The sequence below is a fragment of the Photobacterium sp. J15 genome, assembly GCF_963870815.1.
Lineage (GTDB): Bacteria > Pseudomonadota > Gammaproteobacteria > Enterobacterales > Vibrionaceae > Photobacterium > Photobacterium marinum.
Genome location: NZ_CAWMUI010000001.1, coordinates 74,037 through 92,919 on the forward strand (window position 1 = coordinate 74,037; position 18,883 = coordinate 92,919).

General features: G+C 52.2%; 18 protein-coding genes. 12 read left to right on the forward strand and 6 right to left on the reverse strand.

The features are described from left to right. Positions 1-4 precede the first annotated feature (4 nt). The 7 genes from AACQ93_RS00360 (at position 5) to hemB (ending at position 5,659) form a co-directional block, all read left to right on the forward strand. On the forward strand, positions 5-610 hold the full coding sequence (locus AACQ93_RS00360; RefSeq protein WP_007470976.1) for a ubiquinone biosynthesis accessory factor UbiJ: 606 nt from the start codon (positions 5-7) through the stop codon (positions 608-610). Positions 611-615: 5 nt separating this feature from the next. Continuing rightward, positions 616-2,250: a ubiquinone biosynthesis regulatory protein kinase UbiB gene (gene ubiB / locus AACQ93_RS00365; protein ID WP_064606422.1), complete on the forward strand. Its 1,635-nt coding sequence runs from the start codon at positions 616-618 to the stop codon at positions 2,248-2,250. A gap of 68 nt (positions 2,251-2,318) precedes the next feature. Further along, positions 2,319-2,567, forward strand: a complete 249-nt coding sequence (gene tatA, locus AACQ93_RS00370) for a Sec-independent protein translocase subunit TatA (protein ID WP_007470981.1) — start codon at positions 2,319-2,321, stop codon at positions 2,565-2,567. Positions 2,568-2,570: 3 nt separating this feature from the next. Then, positions 2,571-2,909 carry a Sec-independent protein translocase protein TatB gene (tatB, locus tag AACQ93_RS00375; RefSeq protein ID WP_007470983.1) on the forward strand — a complete coding sequence of 113 codons (339 nt, stop codon included), beginning with the start codon at positions 2,571-2,573 and terminating at the stop codon, positions 2,907-2,909. An 11-nt stretch (positions 2,910-2,920) separates the two neighbouring features. Then, entirely contained in the window at positions 2,921-3,685 is a 765-nt protein-coding gene (gene tatC, locus AACQ93_RS00380; RefSeq protein WP_007470985.1) for a Sec-independent protein translocase subunit TatC, read from the forward strand. A gap of 78 nt (positions 3,686-3,763) precedes the next feature. Further along, positions 3,764-4,552 carry a 3'-5' ssDNA/RNA exonuclease TatD gene (tatD, locus tag AACQ93_RS00385; RefSeq protein ID WP_064601533.1) on the forward strand — a complete coding sequence of 263 codons (789 nt, stop codon included), beginning with the start codon at positions 3,764-3,766 and terminating at the stop codon, positions 4,550-4,552. Positions 4,553-4,609: 57 nt separating this feature from the next. After that, a complete protein-coding gene (gene hemB / locus AACQ93_RS00390; protein WP_007470989.1) occupies positions 4,610-5,659 on the forward strand; it encodes a porphobilinogen synthase in 1,050 nt (349 codons plus the stop codon). A gap of 103 nt (positions 5,660-5,762) precedes the next feature. Here hemB and asnC read toward each other — a convergent pair whose 3' ends face one another. Beyond that, positions 5,763-6,224: a transcriptional regulator AsnC gene (asnC, locus tag AACQ93_RS00395; protein WP_007470990.1), complete on the reverse strand. Its 462-nt coding sequence runs from the start codon at positions 6,222-6,224 to the stop codon at positions 5,763-5,765. 160 nt (positions 6,225-6,384) lie between these two features. On the opposite strand from asnC, the gene AACQ93_RS00400 reads away from it, so the two are divergent. The 3 genes from AACQ93_RS00400 (at position 6,385) to AACQ93_RS00410 (ending at position 10,884) form a co-directional block, all read left to right on the forward strand. Beyond that, positions 6,385-9,525, forward strand: a complete 3,141-nt coding sequence (locus tag AACQ93_RS00400; protein ID WP_064601534.1) for an EAL domain-containing protein — start codon at positions 6,385-6,387, stop codon at positions 9,523-9,525. 71 nt (positions 9,526-9,596) lie between these two features. After that, on the forward strand, positions 9,597-10,379 hold the full coding sequence (locus AACQ93_RS00405; protein ID WP_007470995.1) for a class I SAM-dependent methyltransferase: 783 nt from the start codon (positions 9,597-9,599) through the stop codon (positions 10,377-10,379). Positions 10,380-10,449: 70 nt separating this feature from the next. After that, positions 10,450-10,884: a hypothetical protein gene (locus AACQ93_RS00410; protein ID WP_064601535.1), complete on the forward strand. Its 435-nt coding sequence runs from the start codon at positions 10,450-10,452 to the stop codon at positions 10,882-10,884. A gap of 342 nt (positions 10,885-11,226) precedes the next feature. Here the strand turns inward: AACQ93_RS00410 and AACQ93_RS00415 are convergent, their stop codons facing one another. Genes AACQ93_RS00415 through hemC form a run of 4 tightly spaced genes read right to left on the reverse strand, consistent with a single transcriptional unit; the run spans position 11,227 to position 15,275 of the window. Further along, positions 11,227-12,414, reverse strand: coding sequence for a heme biosynthesis HemY N-terminal domain-containing protein (locus tag AACQ93_RS00415; protein WP_064601536.1), 1,188 nt, complete (start codon positions 12,412-12,414; stop codon positions 11,227-11,229). Then, complete coding sequence (gene hemX, locus AACQ93_RS00420) at positions 12,411-13,583, reverse strand: uroporphyrinogen-III C-methyltransferase (protein WP_064601537.1); 1,173 nt, start codon at positions 13,581-13,583, stop codon at positions 12,411-12,413. The genes AACQ93_RS00415 and hemX overlap by 4 nt, the downstream gene beginning before the upstream one ends. A 4-nt stretch (positions 13,584-13,587) precedes the next feature. Then, positions 13,588-14,343: a uroporphyrinogen-III synthase gene (locus tag AACQ93_RS00425; protein ID WP_064601538.1), complete on the reverse strand. Its 756-nt coding sequence runs from the start codon at positions 14,341-14,343 to the stop codon at positions 13,588-13,590. Further along, positions 14,343-15,275 carry a hydroxymethylbilane synthase gene (gene hemC, locus AACQ93_RS00430; protein WP_007471012.1) on the reverse strand — a complete coding sequence of 311 codons (933 nt, stop codon included), beginning with the start codon at positions 15,273-15,275 and terminating at the stop codon, positions 14,343-14,345. Before hemC ends, AACQ93_RS00425 begins: the two co-directional genes overlap by 1 nt. A gap of 353 nt (positions 15,276-15,628) precedes the next feature. Here hemC and AACQ93_RS00435 point away from each other — a divergent pair, with 353 nt between their 5' ends. Further along, positions 15,629-18,244, forward strand: a complete 2,616-nt coding sequence (locus AACQ93_RS00435; RefSeq protein WP_064606424.1) for a class I adenylate cyclase — start codon at positions 15,629-15,631, stop codon at positions 18,242-18,244. A 94-nt stretch (positions 18,245-18,338) separates the two neighbouring features. Here the strand turns inward: AACQ93_RS00435 and cyaY are convergent, their stop codons facing one another. Then, the gene (gene cyaY, locus AACQ93_RS00440) at positions 18,339-18,650 is read right to left on the reverse strand and encodes an iron donor protein CyaY (protein ID WP_007471017.1); all 312 of its coding nucleotides are present in this window, start codon (positions 18,648-18,650) and stop codon (positions 18,339-18,341) included. 78 nt (positions 18,651-18,728) lie between these two features. Here cyaY and lptM point away from each other — a divergent pair, with 78 nt between their 5' ends. After that, on the forward strand, positions 18,729-18,857 hold the full coding sequence (gene lptM / locus AACQ93_RS00445) for an LPS translocon maturation chaperone LptM (protein WP_084418879.1): 129 nt from the start codon (positions 18,729-18,731) through the stop codon (positions 18,855-18,857). The last annotated feature ends 26 nt before the right edge of the window (positions 18,858-18,883 follow it).

Consider the following 18,883-nt stretch of genomic DNA (forward strand, 5'->3'; position numbering starts at 1 on the left):
CATTATGCCATTCGATGCTTTTGTGACCGGCGCGGTCGAAACCTCGCTAAACACACTACTGAAGGACGACACTGAGAGTCAGCGTCGGCTGGGGCGTTTGCGCGGCAAGGTGATCAGCGTCACCATCAATGAGTTCGGCAAAACGCTGACCTTCGTTTTCAGCCAGCAGATTGACGTGCTGGGGGCTTATGAAGGCGACGTTGATTGTCGGCTGGCTCTGAACCTGACCGTATTACCTGAGTTGCGCCAGCAGGCCAATCTGACTCAATTGATCAAGGCGGACAAACTGGCCCTGGATGGCGATATTCAGCTGGCGCAGCAGTTTTCTGCGCTGCTGAGCGGTTTGAAGCCGGATGTTGAAGAGAAACTGTCGCAATATACCGGTGATATCGTGGCGCATACGTTGGTCAGCGGCCTGAAAAATGGCGCTGAGCAAATCCGCAAGGGCGTCGAAAATCGTCAGCGGGATCTGGCGGAAGTGGTCACTGAAGAGTGGAAGCTGGCGCCTCAGGCGCTGGAAATTGCCCATTTTGCCGATCAGGTTGACGACTTGAAATCTGATGTGGCTCGTTTTGAAGCTCGCCTTAACACACTGCTAGGGCAAAGCTGAGCATGATGAGACATTCGGAATTCAAACGCTTATACCAAATCACCAAAGTTCAGCTCCGTTACGGGCTGGATGAGCTGATACCCGATGATCCGCGGGCCGAGTTGCCGAAGACGGCACGTAAGTCGCTGTTTTGGATCAAGAACGAACATCCGCAAAAGCCGTTGGGTGAGCGCCTGCGTCTGGCATTGCAGGAACTGGGTCCGGTGTGGATCAAGTTCGGCCAGATGATGTCGACCCGCCGGGATTTGTTCCCGCCGCATATTGCCGATCAGCTGGCATTGTTGCAGGACCAGGTGGCCTCGTTTGACGGCAAGCTGGCCAAGCAGCATATGGAAGCATCACTGGGCGGGCCGCTGGAAAAGTGGTTTGATGATTTTGATGAAACGCCGCTGGCATCAGCGTCGATTGCCCAGGTACACACCGCTACGCTGAAAGAAAATGGTCGTGAGGTAGTGCTGAAAGTTATCCGCCCGGATATCCTGCCGGTGATCCAGGCCGATATTAAGTTGATGTACCGCATGGCCCGCATCTTGTCGCGGTTTATGCCGGAAGCCCGTCGCTTACGCCCGGTTGAAGTGGTGCAGGAATATGAGAAAACCCTGCTGGATGAGCTGAACCTGATGCGCGAAGCGGCGAACGGCATTCAGCTGCGTCGTAACTTTGAAGATAGCGAAATGCTATATGTGCCGGAGGTTTATACCGACCTCAGCAGCGAGCGGCTGCTGGTGATGGAGCGCATCTACGGCATTCAGGTTTCTGATGTCGAAGCGTTGGTGGCCAACGGCACTGACATGAAGTTGTTGTCAGAAAATGCCGTCACCATCTTCTTTACGCAGGTATTCCGTGATAGCTTCTTTCATGCCGACATGCACCCTGGGAATATTTTTGTTGCCCGTGAAAATCCGCACAATCCGCAGTGGATTGCGTTGGATTGTGGTATTGTCGGCACACTGAACCGCGAAGATAAGCGTTATCTGGCGGAAAACCTGCTGGCATTCTTCAATCGCGACTACCGAAAAGTCGCTGAGCTACACGTAGATTCCGGCTGGGTACCGCAAGATACCAATGTCGATGAGTTTGAGTTCGCGATCCGTACGGTGTGCGAGCCGATTTTCGAAAAGCCGCTGGCAGAGATCTCGTTCGGACATGTGCTGCTGAACCTGTTCAATACTGCGCGTCGCTTCCATATGGAAGTGCAGCCGCAACTGGTATTGTTGCAGAAAACCCTGCTGTACGTGGAAGGACTGGGTCGCCAGTTGTATCCGCAGCTTGATCTGTGGGATACCGCCAAGCCGTTCCTGGAAGACTGGATGTCGCGCCAGGTAGGTCCGCAGGCGGTGATTGATGGTGTAAAAAGCCGGGCGCCGTTCTGGGCAGAAAAATTGCCTGAACTGCCTGAGCTGCTCTATGACAGTTTGCGTCAGAGTAATGCCCTGAATCAGCGCGTCGACACTCTTTTCGAAAATTTCATGGAAAGTCGGCGTTATCAGAACTACGCGAGGTTCTATTTTGGCATTGGTGCAACTCTGGTTGTATGTTCTGCCATACTTTTTAGTAATCATATTGAAACTTATCCGGCGGTTTCCGCCGCAACAGGGGTCACGTTTTGGTTACTAGGGTGGCGTGCTTGCCGAAAATAGCAGGTAAAGTATGCTGCCAACACATATCGTTTTTGTTATCAACCACAATGAGCTGAGGTAAAACAAGCATGGGTGGTATTAGTATTTGGCAATTGCTAATCATTGCACTGATCATTGTCCTTCTTTTCGGAACCAAGAAACTGCGCACACTGGGCGGTGACCTGGGTTCAGCTGTGAAGGGCTTCAAGAAAGCTATCAGTGACGAAGAGCCGGCAGCCAAGAAAGACGCTGATGCGGATTTCGATCAGAAGAAACTGGCTGACAACCAGCAAGACGAGCAGGCTCAGAAGAGCCAGAAAGACAAAGAGCAGGTTTAACGCGTGTTTGATATCGGGTTCTGGGAGTTAATACTGATCTCTGTGGTGGGATTGGTTGTACTGGGGCCGGAACGCCTTCCAGTCGCGATCCGTTCGGTATCGCGCTGGGTTGGCGCTGCTCGTAATATGGCTAATTCGGTCAAAGATGAAATTTCGCAGGAGCTGAAGATTCAGGAATTGCAGGAAAATCTGAAAAAGGCCGAGCAAATGGGCATGCAGGATTTATCCCCTGATCTGCAGAACTCTGTCGATGAGCTGAAAAAAGCCGCCGCGGACGTCCAGCGTCCTTATGCCGGTAATAACGAGCAAACCTCAGCAACGACTTCTCAAAAGCAGGATTAAATTACATCACTATGTCGACAGTCGAAGACACGCAACCGTTATTCAGCCATCTGGTAGAGCTGCGTAACCGGCTGCTGCGTTCAATTTTGAGTGTAATAGTGGTTTTTCTTGGTTTGGTATGGTTTGCCAACGACATCTATGCATTCTTATCGGCCCCGCTGGTCGAGCGTCTCCCTGAAGGGGCGACGATGATTGCAACGGATGTGGCATCGCCTTTCTTCACACCAATAAAACTCACTTTGGTTACCTCAGTGTTTATTGCTGTGCCAATGATTTTGTATCAGGTTTGGGGGTTTATTGCTCCGGGCTTGTACAAGCATGAGCGTAAGCTGATCATGCCGTTGCTGTTTTCCAGCTCGCTGCTGTTCTACGCTGGTGTGGCATTTGCGTATTTTGTGGTTTTCCCGCTGGTATTTGGCTTCTTTACCAGTATTGCCCCGGAAGGGGTGCAGGTAGCCACTGATATTGCCAGTTACCTGGATTTCGTTCTGGCACTGTTCATGGCGTTCGGTATTGCGTTTGAAATTCCGGTTGCCATTATTCTGCTGTGTTGGACAGGGGCGACTGATCCGCAGAGCCTGAGAACGAAGCGGCCATACATCATTGTGGCTGCATTTGTTGTCGGTATGCTGCTGACGCCACCGGACATTATTTCACAGACATTGCTGGCAATACCTATGTGCTTGCTGTTTGAGGTTGGCCTGTTCTTCTCTCGCTTCTACATTCGCGAGGAAGAAGAGGATGAAACTGAAACGGCAGGTCATGACGAGCACTAAGCCAAGTAAGTTACAGAAAAACCGGCCCCTTTGGCCGGTTTTTTTATGAATTGAGAGTATAAAGAGACGGATAACAAGATGATTGATATCGGGGTGAACTTAACCAACAGTCGTTTTGACAAGGATCGTGATGAGGTCATTGCCCGCGCGAAGGAAGCCGGTGTTGAAGGGCTGATCCTGACCGGTACCTGTATTGAAGAAAGTATTCAGGCGCAGGAAATGGCTCGCAATTGGCCGGACTATTGTTACAGCACTGCCGGGGTTCACCCGCATGATGCCAAGACAGTCGAGGATTTATCCCTGCCTGAGATTCGCCGCCTGGCGGCTGAGCCTGAAGTGGTGGCGATTGGTGAGTGCGGGCTGGATTTTAATCGTGATTTTTCTCCCCGTCCGCAGCAGGAAGCGGTATTTGAAGCCCAGTTGGCATTGGCGGCTGAGCTGAACATGCCGGTGTTCATGCACTGCCGTGATGCCCATGAACGGTTTATGGCGATTTTAAAGCCGTGGCGTGACAAACTGCCGGCCGCTGTGCTGCATTGCTTTACCGGTACTGAAGCCGAGCTGCGTGACTGCCTGGCGCTGGATTTGCATATCGGCATTACCGGCTGGGTTTGTGATGAGCGCCGGGGCACTGAACTGCGCGATATTGTGCGTTATATTCCGGATAACCGGTTGATGATTGAGACCGACTGCCCTTACCTGCTGCCGCGGGATTACCGTCCTAAACCTAAGTCGAGCCGCAATGAACCAAAATTTCTGCCGCATATCGCAACTGTGATTGCCGAGTGCCGTAATCAGGATCCGGCGGAGCTGATGGCCGCTTCATATGCAACAACTCAGGCGTTTTTTGCAATCCGGGCAGCCTAAGTCCGGTCGGAGTGGTATCATATGCAAAAAGCGAATCAACCCAACAAGGAGTATGCAGTGTCTGTATCCATCCAGGGCGCGTTTCCGGCACGCCGTATGCGTCGCATGCGTAAGCATGATTTTAGCCGCCGACTAATGGCGGAAAACCAGATTTCTGTGAATGATCTGATCTACCCTATGTTCATCCTTATGGGTAAGAATCGCCGCGAAACGGTTGACTCAATGCCGGGTATTGAACGCCTGTCCCTTGATCTCATGCTGAAGGAAGCTGAGTATCTGGCGAAGCTGGGTGTTCCTGCCATCGCGCTGTTCCCGGTGATTTCCCAGGATTTCAAGAGCACCTGTGCCGCCGAAGCCTACAACCCTGAAGGTCTGGTTCAGCGTGCGGTTCGCCTGCTGAAAGAGCATGTGCCGCAAATGGGTGTGATCACTGATGTAGCTCTGGACCCGTTCACTATCCACGGTCAGGACGGCATCATTGACGAAGACGGCTATGTGATGAATGACATCACTACAGAAGTGCTGGTTAAGCAGGCACTGTCTCATGCCGAAGCGGGTGCAGATGTTGTTGCTCCGTCAGACATGATGGACGGCCGTATTGGTGCTATCCGTGAAGCTCTGGAAGAAGCCGGTTACATCCACACCCAGATCATGGCTTACTCTGCCAAGTATGCGTCGAACTACTACGGCCCGTTCCGTGATGCAGTCGGTTCAGCGGGTAACCTGAAAGGCGGTGATAAGAAGACATACCAGATGGATCCTGCCAACAGTGACGAAGCGCTGCACGAAGTGGCGATGGATGTTAATGAAGGTGCGGACATGGTAATGGTGAAGCCGGGTATGCCTTACCTGGATGTGGTTCGCCGCGTGAAGAGCGAACTGCAGGTGCCGACTTTTGCTTACCAGGTATCCGGCGAGTATGCGATGCACATGGCGGCAATCCAGAATGGTTGGCTGAAAGAGCGCGAAACCATCATGGAATCCCTGCTTTGCTTCAAGCGTGCCGGTGCTGACGGTATCCTGACTTACTTTGCCAAGACTGTGGCTGAGTGGTTGGCAGAAGATGCCGCACAGCGTAAAGCTGAGCTGGACAGCAGCGCTGAGTAATCTAGCTAAACTGCATCGGTTTAATAGCCGGTGAAAGAAGGGTTGGTGCCTTGGCTCCAACCCTTTATTTTTGGCTTTTGATTTTCCGGATTCTCGTGCTGTTTTATGGCTTCACATTGCGGTTGATCGGGTTTTGCAGCGAGATCAGGGTCTCAGTCGACTGAACTTCGTCGATAGCCTGCAGTTTGTCGATCAGTACATGTTGAAGCTCTTCGATCGACTTACACATCAGCTTAACGAAAATGTTGTAGGCGCCGGTGGTGTAGTAGGCTTCCACAACTTCGTCGAGGCTGTTCAGCTTCTCCAGGGCGGAGTGGTAGTCACGTGCTGCATTTAGGTTAATACCGATAAAACAGCAAACGTCATAGCCGAGCAGCTTCGGGTTCACGACCACTTCGGTGCCGGTAATGATTTCGGCGGCGCGCATCTTTTCTACCCTGACATGCACGGTTGCCGGGCTGACATTGAAGCGCTTGGCCATTTCGGCATAAGGGATTCGGGCATCGTTCATCAGGGCATTGAGGATATCGCGGTCTAGATCATCAATCCGTGGTGGCTGGGTCATGGTTTTATTGATTCCCTTGTTTATAGATCACTGCTCATATCTTATACTGAGCGCGCTCAAGTACCTAAAAATAATGACCCGCGAACACTGCAAGGAAGGCTGGTGTCGGTTGTATGGCCGGAGTAGCAGGGGATTTCAACGACAGGATCTTTTTCATTTTATGCGGTTTCTTGCTTTACTTCTTGCGCTGCTAGCGGCCCCTGTTTTTGCTCAGGTTAAAGATACCCTGGTGATCCACTCTTACCACCGTGGTATGGGCTGGACGGATGCCTTGCAGGTGGGACTGGAGTCGGCAACTGAGGATCAGAACATTCCGCTCCATGTCAGCTACATGGACAGTAAGCGCTACCAGTCAGAAAATTACCTCAACAAACTCCTCGATATTTACCGTACCAAGCTGGCGAATGAAAAGTACCGGGCGATAGTCGCGACCGACGATAACGCGCTCTGGCTGGTGAATCAGTTGGCCGATGAAATCGGCGATACGCCGGTGGTTGTGGCTGGGGTTAACAAATACCTGCCGGAAAAGTATAACCGCCTGCACCAGATCGCCGGGGTACTCGATACGATTGATGCTGCGGATAATATTCAGCTGGCAATGGAGCTTCAGCCGGATATGAAACACCTTTATATCATTGCGGATAAAACCTACACCGGCGAGGCGTTGTGGCAGGGGGTGGAGCGTTATATGGCGATGAACCCTTCCGGTATCGTGTTCCATCGTTTCTCCGATCAAAGTTTTGATGAAGTTTTTGAGCAGGTCGCCGATCTGCCCGACGACTCAGCCATCATGTTTCTGAGCTACTTCCAGGACGGCAGCGGTAAGTACATGGCCTGTGACGCTTTTCTTGAGTCGCTCAGTGAACATGCCACCGCACCGATTTATGTGTCATACCAGTTCATGCTCAAACACGGCGTGCTTGGCGGGGTGATCACCGACGGGGTCGAGACTGGTCGGCTGGCTGGTCAATTGTTGGCGGCGATCATCAATGGTGGCATCCGTGAGCTGCCGGTATTCGTTCATACCCCGGGGCAGGAAACGTTCAACTATCAGGCACTGCGTCGCTGGGATCTGGCCGTCGACGGTGATGATATTGTGTATATCAATAAGCCGCAGAGCTGGCTCGATCGCTACCAGAAAGAGTTATGGGCTCTTAGCATGGCCGTGGTGGTAATGAGCGCGATTATTGTTTTGCTGGGCTTTATCATTCGTCGTCTGCACAAAGGCGAGCAGAGACTGCAGCGCAGTCGGGCACTGTTTGAAGGGGTATTTGATCAGAGCTTCCAGTATATCGGTTTGCTTGACGACAACGGGGTGCTGATTTCGGGCAACCTCGCGTTGCAAAACCTGGTTGGTCGCTCGGTGATCAAATATGACCGGCCGCTATGGCGCTGGCTGTGTTGGAATCAGGGGGCGACATTATCGCTGAGCCAGGCATTTGAATCGGCCTGGCAGCAGCAGCGGGTACGCTTTGAAGTTGAAGTGCAAAGCATTGATGACGGCTGGCGGGTATTGGATATCGCCATGAAGCGGATGCCAAGCACGGAAGGTGAAAAGGAACAGCTGTTGTTTGAGGCCCGTGATGTTACTTCCCGCCACCAGATGGAAGAGAAGCTGCGTGAACGGGAAGTCAGCTACCGGGTATTATATGAACAGCAGCCGGTGATCCTGCTGGCACTGGATAACAAGGCCCGAATTCAATCGGTTAACCAGTTTGCAGCTGATCTGCTCGGTTACGACAAGCGCGAGCTGCTGGGCCATAAGGTGACGGAATTCTATTACGATGATGTGCCGGTGCCGCAGCAGTATATTTCTGGAGTCCGTGAACCTGATGAGCAGCAGGTCTGGCGCCGCAAGGTGCGTTACCGCTGTGCCGATGGCAAAACGGTATGGATCCGCGAAACCATCCGTTCTGCCCAACTTAAACAACAGCTGCTGCTGGTGGGCGAGGATGTCACGGCAACCTATGAACTGGAAGCCAAGCTGGCTTATCAGGCCAACCATGATTTCCTGACTGATTTATATAACCGCAACCATTTTGAAAAGCAGCTGGAGACCGCCCTGCAGGAAGCCCGGGAGCAGGATGCCCGTCATGCGATGCTGTATATCGACCTTGACCAGTTCAAGGTGATTAACGATACCGCCGGTCATGAAGCCGGTGATGAGGCGCTAAAACAGGTGGCGTTGCTGCTGCGGGGGATTACGCCGAGCCAGGCAACGCTGGCGCGCCTTGGCGGTGATGAATTTGCCATTATCCTGCATAACTGCAGTCAGGCTGAAGCGGTAAAATTTGGTACCGAGGTTCTTCTGGTGCTGGAAGAGGCGGAATTTTACTGGCAGAACACCCGGTTTAATTTCAGCGGATCGATAGGTATTCGCTTGATTGATCATACTGCCGGCTCGCCGCAGCAGGTACATGCTCAGGTCGATACCGCCTGTTATGCCGCGAAGGATGAAGGACGGAATCGCCTGCATCTGTATCATCCTGATGATGAAGAGCTGAAGCGCCGCGAGCTGGAAATGGAGTGTGTGAACCTGATCCGCGAAGCGCTGGCCGACCGCCGTCTGGAATTATTCGCCCAACAGGTTACTCCATTGTCTGTGGTCAGTAATAAGCAACATTATGAGATTCTGGTGCGCATTCGCGATCGGGACGGCTCGATTGTCTCGCCGGGGCTGTTTATGCCGGCAGCAGAGCGTTATAACCTCGCACACCTGATCGACCGCTATGTTATCAATGAAGTGATTGACTGGCTGGTGGCTCATCCGCAGGCAGTAGAGAAGCTGGGGCTTTGTGCTATCAACCTGTCGGGGCAGTCAATGGGGAATCGTGATTTTGTCTACTTCCTGATTGATAAAATTCGCAACTCCGGGTTGCCGACCCATAAGTTATGTCTGGAAATTACTGAAACCGCGGCGATTGGCAACCTGAGTGAGGCCATCATGCTGTTCACTCAGCTCAAGGAGCTGGGCTGTCTGCTGTCGTTGGATGATTTTGGTACCGGGTTGTCCTCGTTTGGCTATCTGAAACGAATGCCGGTTGATTTCATCAAGATTGACGGGATTTTCGTCCGTGATATCGCCAAAGATGAAATGGACTTTGCCATGGTTAAAGCGATCAATGAGCTGGCCAAGAAGATGGGCAAAAAGACCGTGGCTGAGTTTGTCGAAAATGATGCGATTTTGCAGCGACTCAATGTGCTTGGTGTCGACTATGCTCAGGGTTATCTGTTTGGTCGTCCGAAGCCGCTGGCAGAGCTGGTTGCTGAGTTGCATTACGAGCCAGAGGCAGTGCTATAATTCCGCCCCTGTCTGCCGCTGACCTTTGTGGTGATGATGCGGTATCTGTTGTTTCTGAACCGGAGAACTCTGTGCAACTAGCCCTGATTTGTGAAATTCCTGAACGCCAGCATGAGCTGGATGAACTGGCCCTGCGTTGGGGGCTCAGCCATGATGACGAGAGTGCGTTTGCCCTGGTGCTGACGGCTGAACGGCTGGAATTGCGCAAGCTGGATGAGCCTAAACTTGGTGCGGTTTACGTCGATCTGGCCGGTGGTGCAGTGGCTCACCGTCGTAAGTTCGGCGGTGGTCGCGGTCAGGCGATTGCTAAAGCGGTCGGCCTGAAAGGTGGAGTGACGCCAACCGTAGTTGATGCAACCGCTGGGCTTGGGCGTGATGCTTTTGTGCTGGCTTCATTGGGCTGTAAGGTCCAGATGGTGGAACGTCACCCTGTTGTGGCGGCGTTGCTGGATGATGGTTTGCACCGGGCGCAACAGGATCCGGAAATCGGCGGCTGGGTGACTGAGCGTATGAGCCTGCTTCATGCATCAAGCCATGATGCGCTGGATAAACTGGCAGCTGACGCGGATTTTGAGGCGCCGGATGTGGTGTATCTGGATCCTATGTATCCACATAAGAAGAAATCGGCGCTGGTAAAAAAAGAGATGCGGGTGTTCCAGAGCCTGGTCGGTGCCGATAATGATGCTGATAGCCTGCTTGTGCCTGCTCTGGCGTTGGCGACCAAGCGCGTGGTGGTTAAGCGTCCGGATTATGCCGAGTATCTTGATCAACAAAAACCGTCGATGGCGATAGAAACCAAGAAGAATCGTTTTGATGTTTATGTGATTGCCGCAATGAAAGAGTCGAGCAAATAAGAAATAGCAGGCTGGCGATAAGGATAGAAACAATAATTAGAAAAAGCGGTTGCTGAAGGAGTAGTGGGAAATGGCCAAGTCTCTTTGTAAGTATCGTCGTGTCGAGATTGCCGATAAGTTTGCTGTGATCAGTAAGATTGTCAGTGAGCCGCAGTTTGTATGCAGCAGTTGTGCCCGAGTGGCTAGTGATAAAGCGTATCTGTGCAAACCCAGTGCCCTGAAGGTGAGGAAAGCCGTTAAGGCGGAATCCGCTGTTGCCGAGGATGATAAGTTACATAATGTTGGAGATCATCCGGCGCTGACCCCCGCGGCTCAGGCACATCTGGCTGCAATTGACTTAATTGAGCATGAAGAGATTGTCGCTCGTCCGACTGTGACTAAAAAGCAGGCCAAGCAGCTTAAGAAACTGGCGAAGAAGAAGCATAAAAAGTTGAAGAAAGCCGCCAAGGCTGTGCAGCGATATGACAAGGCTTTGCAGAAAGCGAAGGATGCCTTGCGGCTCTAGACAGTTTGAATCACCAAAAAAGCCTCCGTCACGGAGGCTTTTTTATGGCTTATGATTCTTTGATCAGGACTGCGGTCATAACGCAGGTGATCACGGAAACCACGATGCCAGATACGATTAGCCAGGGAAGCATATCCATTGTGTGTTATCCATTTAATCAGCGATTCGAGACGGTATTGAATACCTTCTCCAATATGCTATCAATGGTATAGATACAAGATGAAACTCCTATTAACACTTGGATACAAAGTAATATATTTGGCAACTTAAGTTGATGATTTTAATAATAAAAAAGCACCCGTAAAGGGTGCTTTTCTGTTAGTGGTTTATTTTGCTTTTATGTTAGCTTTTAGCTGGAAGTGCCAGGGATAATGCCTCGCGTGACAGGTTGGCAGCGGCCTTGCTGTCGTTGAGTTTTTCCATTACCTCGACCAGGTAGCCGTAATCGCTCATGCTTGGGCGGATCTCAATGGCTTTTTCGAAGTGTTGTTTGGCTTCTTCCCACTTCTCTTCTCGCATGAACAACTGGCCAAGGGCACTGTGAGTACTTGGGTTGTTGCTGTCATAACGCAGCAGATCCTGCAGGCGGACGATTGCTGGATGATTGTCTGGTAGGTTCAGGGTCGGTACCAGTTCAATCAGCGTCTCATCGTTGTTCTTCTTCAGAGCATCACGTAGGACGGTATAGGCTTCGCTGTCAGCATTGCGGCTGCTCATTTGCTTAACGAAACAGGCAATCAGGGCCGGCTGTTGCTTCGCTTTGCGGCTCAGGCTGTTCCAATGGCCCATCAGGCCATCACTGCCGTTTTGCTGAGTGATATGTGCCATCAGGCCGCACTCGGCTTTGATATACAGCTCTGCGCTTTCTTCTGCACTGATCACGCCCAGTTTCTCAAGCTGAGGCAGCATTGCCAGTAGCGGTTTCCAGTCTTCCAGTCTCAGGTAGCAGTCTTTCAGAAGTGCCAGCATGATTGGGTTGCGGCTGTGGTCTTGTTTGATGCCCTGTAGGGTTGCCATCGCCTGCTCATATTGTTGCTGCTGGTATTGCAGTTTGGCACGGGTCAGGGCAACAGCCAGGCTTTGGTCATCAATATCGGCAGCCAGTTTCAGGTATTCATCACGCTGGGTGGTATCACCCTGGCCTTGGGCTGCTTCTGCGGCAGCCAGGTAGTTCAGTAGTGGCGCATCACTGTGTCTGGCAGCTCTGACAACCAGCTTCTCAGCCTGTTTCCAGTCACCTTCCAGCACTTTTACCAGACCGGTTGAGGTTTGCTGGCGGGCTTTGCGGGTTTTGCGGCCAGAGAACCAGCCGCGGGTACGGCTGCTCATCGACAGCAGGCGCTTGATGATGTTTTCCAGCAGGAAGAGGGCACCCAACAGCACAATCACCAACAGGATCAGTGTGGTCAGGCTCATTTCCATGGTGTGGTTAGCGGCAGAGATCAGGACATAACCTTGATTGCCTGCCAGCATCGGACCGACAACGATACCGGCGATCAGCGCAGCGACCAGCAGTAGAAGTTTGATCATGCCGGATTCTCCTCTGTGCTAAGTGGTTTCACTTGTTGACGGATACGCTCGCTGATGGCATCGGTGATAAGTGGCTGGGACTTCAGCTTCGCAGGGTAGCTTGTCTGGATGCTTTCTTTAGAAAGTTTGTCCAGGGTTTGGAGAAAGCTCTGTGTTGCCGGATCTTCCATATCGTAGAACTGTTCAGCCCACTCTTTGGCCATCGTCAGCGACTTGGTGTACAGCTCACCCTGCTCGCGGTATACCGCTTTGATGGCGGTTTCCAGCTTCGACTTGATATTTTCCTGCAGGTAGAAGTGCTGCTTCGGTGACAGCAGTGGTAGTACATTGCCGTCTCGGGTTCGGTAGGTCACAAAGTGCTCGCTGAATTTTTTCAGCGACGTCATCAGGTTTTCTTGCCAGTCATTAACTGAAGTTGTCACTGTCGCTTCTTCAACCGGCTCGGCTTCCGGCATGATGGCATTAGCCAGTGGCAGGCCCGGTACAGCTTCTTGCAGGCTGGTCAGGCGTAGTACTAAGCCGTCACGGTCGATACGGGCGACAGCTTTCAGTGCCGTAATATCGCTGTGCATGGCTTCGCGGATCGGTGTCAGGCTCGGATCGTTAAGCTCGGCGATGCGGTGGTCGGCAGATTCAAGCAGGATCGATGCGCTGGCGGTGTCGTGCTCCAGCCACAGTTTGCGACCAGCCATTTTGACCAGGTAGTCGGCTTCGGCCAGTAGCCAGTCATTCGGACGGCGACCTTTCATTTCTGCCAGGGCCAGTTGCAGGCCTGAGATAGATTTTTCCTGCTGGGAAAGGGAAACGTCAGTACGCTGCAGGCTTTTCTCAACTTGGTTCAGGGTATCTTGCTTTGCGGCTTCAAGCTGGCTTTGCATACCGGCCAGCTGCTGCTTCAGCGCAGCCATTTGGGCATTCTGAGTTTGGGTTTGCTGGTGGCCGTGGTAGTAAAGGCCGGCACCAAGGGCAATCACCAGGGCAATAGCGATTGCGCCGGTTTTGCTGCCGCTTTTCTTTTCAGCAGGCTGAGCTGCCGGTTTTTTCGGTGCGCTGCCAGCGGCAGGTGCTTGCGCTTTGGCACTCGATTGACCAGGCTTGTCCGTTGCTTTTGACGCTGCCGATTGCTTGTTATCTGCAGGAGTTTCATTATTGGTTTTTTTGTCAGTCATCCGATTATCCCATCGTGCCTATTTTGCTTAGGGTAGTGAAAAGGGCGCTGTTGGCGGCACTTCCCACGGTGGAAATAGTACGGAAACCAAGCTGGAGAGCCTGGTCCGCGATTCGTTGGCTTGGTACGAAAAGGTGGCATTGAAGAAACCAAGCCTTGTCACTTTCTGGAACTAAACTGCTCAGGTGTGCCAGCTGTTCGCCGCTGGTCACCACCAGAGATGAAACATGCCGGGCCTGCCAGACCTGGCTAAGCTGCTTACCGTCCAGTGCAATCCAGCTGCGCTGATAGGTTTCGCAGTAGCTGACATCAGCCCCGCGCTGTTGCAAGGTCTGATAAATCAGTTCCCGTCCTCCGTTACCGCGCAGGATCACAATCCGGCGGCCCTGAAGTTGTGCCAGGGCAGGTAACGCCAGTAATCCTTCGCTGTCACAGCTTGAGACAGGAGACAAGACGTCACAACCGGTACATTTTTCTAATGCTGCCGCGGTTTTATGTCCAACCGCCATATAATGCACGTTTTTTGGCCAGCTGGCATCGTGTGACATCAAGTAATTGTGAGCCAAGTTCACTGCATGAACACTGACTGCAATCAGAAAATCGTCAGGTTGCAGGGAATTTAGCTGTGGAATCAGGGAGGGGAGTTGCTGCCCCGGCTGGATTTCCAGCAGGGGCTGGGCAATGGCACTGATCCCCGCGGCATTCAGCTGCTGGGTGAGTTGATGGCACTCCGGCGCCGGGCGGGTGATCAGTATTGTCATCAGGCGTCGCCGTATAGCTTGTCCAGGATGACTTTGGCACCGTCACCAAGCAGTTGGTCTGCCAGTTGGGTACCTAATGTTTCGGCATCGGCGGTCGGGCCGCTGATCTCACCGCGAACAATCTTGCTGCCGTCCGGCTCACCGACCAGGGCTCGTAGCCAGATGGTGTCGTCTTTGATTTCCGCGTAGCTGCCGATTGGCACCTGGCAGCCACCCTGTAGGCGGTTGTTCATGGCGCGCTCACACAGAACGCGAGTCGCTGTTTCCTGATGGTTCAGGGCATCAAGCAGGTCGCGTACGCGCTGATCATCCAAGCGGCATTCGATACCGACAGCACCCTGGCCGACAGCCGGCAGGCTGGTTTCCGGCGCGATAGCACAACGGATGCGATCGTCCATCTTCAGGCGCTTAAGGCCGGCACAGGCCAGGATAATGGCATCATATTCACCATCGTCCAGTTTGCGCAGGCGGGTGTTTACATTGCCGCGCAGGTCTTTAACGACAAGATCCGGGCGCTGGGCACGCAGCTGGCACTGACGGCGCAGGCTGGATGTACCGACAACGGCACCGGCTGGCAGCTCGTCAATATTGTTGTAGGTGTTGGATACAAAGGCATCACGCGGATCTTCGCGTTCACAGATGGTGACTAGGCCCAGTCCTTCAGGGAACTCAACCGGGACATCTTTCATCGAGTGGACGGCGATATCGGCGCGGCCTTCAAGCATGGCAACTTCCAGCTCTTTGACGAACAGGCCTTTGCCTCCGACCTTGGCCAGCGGGGTGTCCAGAATAACATCGCCTTTAGTAACCATAGGGACCAGTTCAACGGCCAGGCCTGGGTGCGCTTGCTCCAGTGCGTCTTTTACAAATTCTGCTTGCCACATTGCCAGCGGGCTTTTGCGGGTGGCAATGCGGATCGGTTTATCGGTCATAGAATCAGGTCCATAAATCGCTTGCTTTTATAGAGTAATCGTACCACTCCTGCGCGATGATGGTAATTCACTTGTTGTCCTCAGTGCGGTGAAGCAGTATTGTCTTGAGGCGGGTTGTCAGTAATGTGATATTTCTCACATAACCTTTTGGTGAAGAATTTATTACAATACTGGCGTTGGTGACCTGATAAATTTGGATTCAATACTGAGATATTGTTCGATAAATGAACGGCTTGATGGTTTGTTGTTTCATTAATAATTTGTCATAAAACGTCATTAACTTTACGCTCGATGCAGAAACTGTTACATTGATCACGTTTTTGCTCACGTGTATGACTCTGTCTACACTAACCATGACACTTTTGGGGCTGCTTAATAATCAATCAGGCAGCTCTTGGAAGAGTAACTTGCAGAATTATATCGAGACGCTTAAAAATCGCCTGGACCAGCTCAACCAGCTTCGCCTGGAGCGTGCCCGTGCAGCGATGAATGCGCAGTCCGAACAGGTCTTTAACCTGCTGACTGTTTTGCTTCACTACAATCATCCGTCCGTACCCGGCTACCTGGATCAGGTGGTTCCGGTTGGTATTGCGGCTTTCACTGCCTCTGAACAACAGCAGCAGTTTATTGATGATTGTGCGCTGACAACCCAGTCGGTCATTAATGCGCCTCAACTGAGCGATGATGAGTCTCCTATTCTGGGCCTGTATGCTATGGGCAGTACTTCATCGCTTGGTCAGAGTCTGACCAGCGATCTCGATATCTGGGTCTGCATCCGCACCGATATGACGCCTGAAGCGCGTAATGCGCTTGAGAGTAAATGCTCTCTGGTATCCGACTGGGCTATGTCCCAGGGGGTTGAAGCCAACTTTTTCCTGATCGACGAAAACCGCTTCCGCGAGAATTTTTCAGAGCAGATGACCGGCGAGAACTGTGGCTCGAGCCAGCACTTGCTGCTGCTTGATGAATTTTACCGTTCGGCGGTGAAACTGGCCGGCCTGCCGCTTTTGTGGTTTATGGCGCCGCCGGAGATGGAAGAGTGCTACGATGAATATATCGCTTTCCTGACCAGGAACGGGTATATCCGCCGTGGTGAGTGGATTGATTTCGGTGGCCTTAGCCGGATCCCGGCCGAAGAGTATTTTGGCTCCAGTCTGTGGCAGTTGTATAAGAGTATCGACTCCCCTTATAAATCGGTGCTGAAAGCGATTTTGCTTGAAGCTTATTCCTGGGAATACCCGCACACCCAATTGCTGAGTGTGGACGCCAAGCGTCGATTCTTTGCCGAAGATCGCACTGAGTATTGTATGGATGCCTATTTCCTGATGCTGGAAAAGGTTACCCGTTACCTGGAGCGTATCGACGATCACCGTCGCCTGGATTTGGTGCGCCGTTGTTTCTACCTTAAGACTCACGAAAAGCTGACCCGTGAACCGGCTTCTGGTTCTGTACCATGGCGCCGCAAGGTGCTGGAGAAACTGACTTCTGACTGGCAGTGGCCTCAGGAGGTACTTCAGGAGCTGGACGGTCGCCGTGACTGGAAGGTCGAGGAAGTTAAAGAAGCGCATAATGAGCTGCTTGATGCTCTGATGCTCAGCTACCGTAACCTGATCCGCTTTGCCCGTCGTAATAACATTACCTCGGCTATCAGCCCGGAAGATATCAGTATTCTGGCGCGTAAGCTGTACGCGGCCTTTGAGGTACTGCCGGGTAAGGTAACGCTGCTTAACCCGCAGATTTCACCGGATTTGCATGAACCGGATCTGACGCTGATTGAGGTGCCTGCTGGTCGCACTAACCCTGCGGGTTGGTATCTGTATAAGCATTCGCTGGATCCGTACGCCATTATCGGCCGTCCGTCACTCGACCATAACCGTTACCTGAGTAAGCTGGTGGCGTGGGCGTATTTTAACGGTCTGCTGACCGAATCAACCTGCCTGCATACCGTGGTACGTGATGCGGCGATGGACATTGATAAGCTTTATCAGCTGGTCAGCGATATTCGCAACACTTTCCCGATCCGTCGTCCGCAGCCGAGCTTGCAGGCACTGTCGAGTCCGTGTGAAATCCGCCAGCTTGGCCTGTTTATCAATCTGGAAAATGACCCGACGACAGAACTGAAGAACCGCTCGGTGCGTTTCGATTTCAAAAACACCGATATTTTCAGCTACGGCCCGGATCAGAAGTGCCTAGTCGGCAGTGTGGATCTGGTTTACCGGAATTCCTGGAATGAAGTGCGTACTCTGAATTTCAGTGGTGAGAGCGCGATGCTCGATGCGCTAAAGACCATTCTCGGCAAGATGCACCAGGATGCGATCCCGCCGGAGTCAGTGGATGTGTTCTGTTACAGCAAGCACATGCGCGGCCTGATCCGGAACCTGGTTTACCAGCTGGTGGCTGAATGTATCGAGATGCGCCTGAAGCCGGTTGAGCAGGAAAAACGCCGTCGCTTTAAAGCAATCCGCATCGGAGAGCAGACCCACGGCCTGTTCTTTGAACGTCGTGGTGTGTCGGTACAGAAGCTGGAGAATTCGGTAGATTTCTATAGCTGTATTTCGACTAACAAGCTGAACGGTTCGGCGAACCTGGTGATGGGGAAGACTGATGAGCCGCATCCGCCGGAAATTGTCGACTCTTATGCCAGTGAAGGTCTGATCCAGTTCTTCTTTGAAGACTGTGATGCCGGGTTCAATATCTACATCCTGGATGAGGCGAACCGGATTGAAGTTTATCGTCAGTGCAGCGGTGATAAGGATGAAATGGTTCACGGAGTTAACCGTTTCTATACTTCGGCTCATGACAGGTTTAGCTACAGCGCCAACTTTATTAACTTCAACCTGCCGCAGTTCTATGACATCGTGCATACCGAAAATGGCGAGTTGCAGGTGATTCCGTTCAAGAGCGGGCAGCAGGTTGCGCGCCGTCCGGCCTCTTCAGGCACGACGGTCAATATGATGTCGATGCGCTGACAGATAATGAAAAGAAAAAAGCTAGCCTGAGGCTAGCTTTTTTTGATCATGGCTTTTGCGTTTGTTCTTTACCATGCTTGAAGAGGAGCCGATGTTACCAGTTGACCGGCTCTTCAGCGTGCAGGGAACATTCTTGCTTCAGTAGGGAAACCAGTTCGGCACCACTGCGGGTACAGTGCCATTCGCCGTCTTGGTATTTGAAGTGGTAGCCGCCTGATTTGGAAGCCACCCAGATTTCATGTAGGGGTTCCTGGCGGTTAATAACGATCTGGCTACGGTTTTCGAATTCCAGCGTCAGTACGTTTCCGGTGGTCTCATATTCGATGTCAGCGCCGGATTCGTCGATGCCTTCTTCGATGCTCATCAGGACCTCATCGGCCAACTTATGAAATTCAGTATCATTCATCGCATTGCGTCCTATTGCTTTTCGTTTTCTTGGTGCGATTATAGAGGGCAATGAAATGATAATCACTGGCTTTAAAAAATGCGTAAAGGTTTATTAGCAATTTTAGTTTTGGGTGTTCTGGCACTCACTGGCTGCGGTCAGAGCGGGCCGCTTTACATGCCTCAAGATTCTGATCAGCAGCAACAGCAACAGCAGCAGCAGCAGTAACGACGGCGAACGGACAGGGAAGAGAC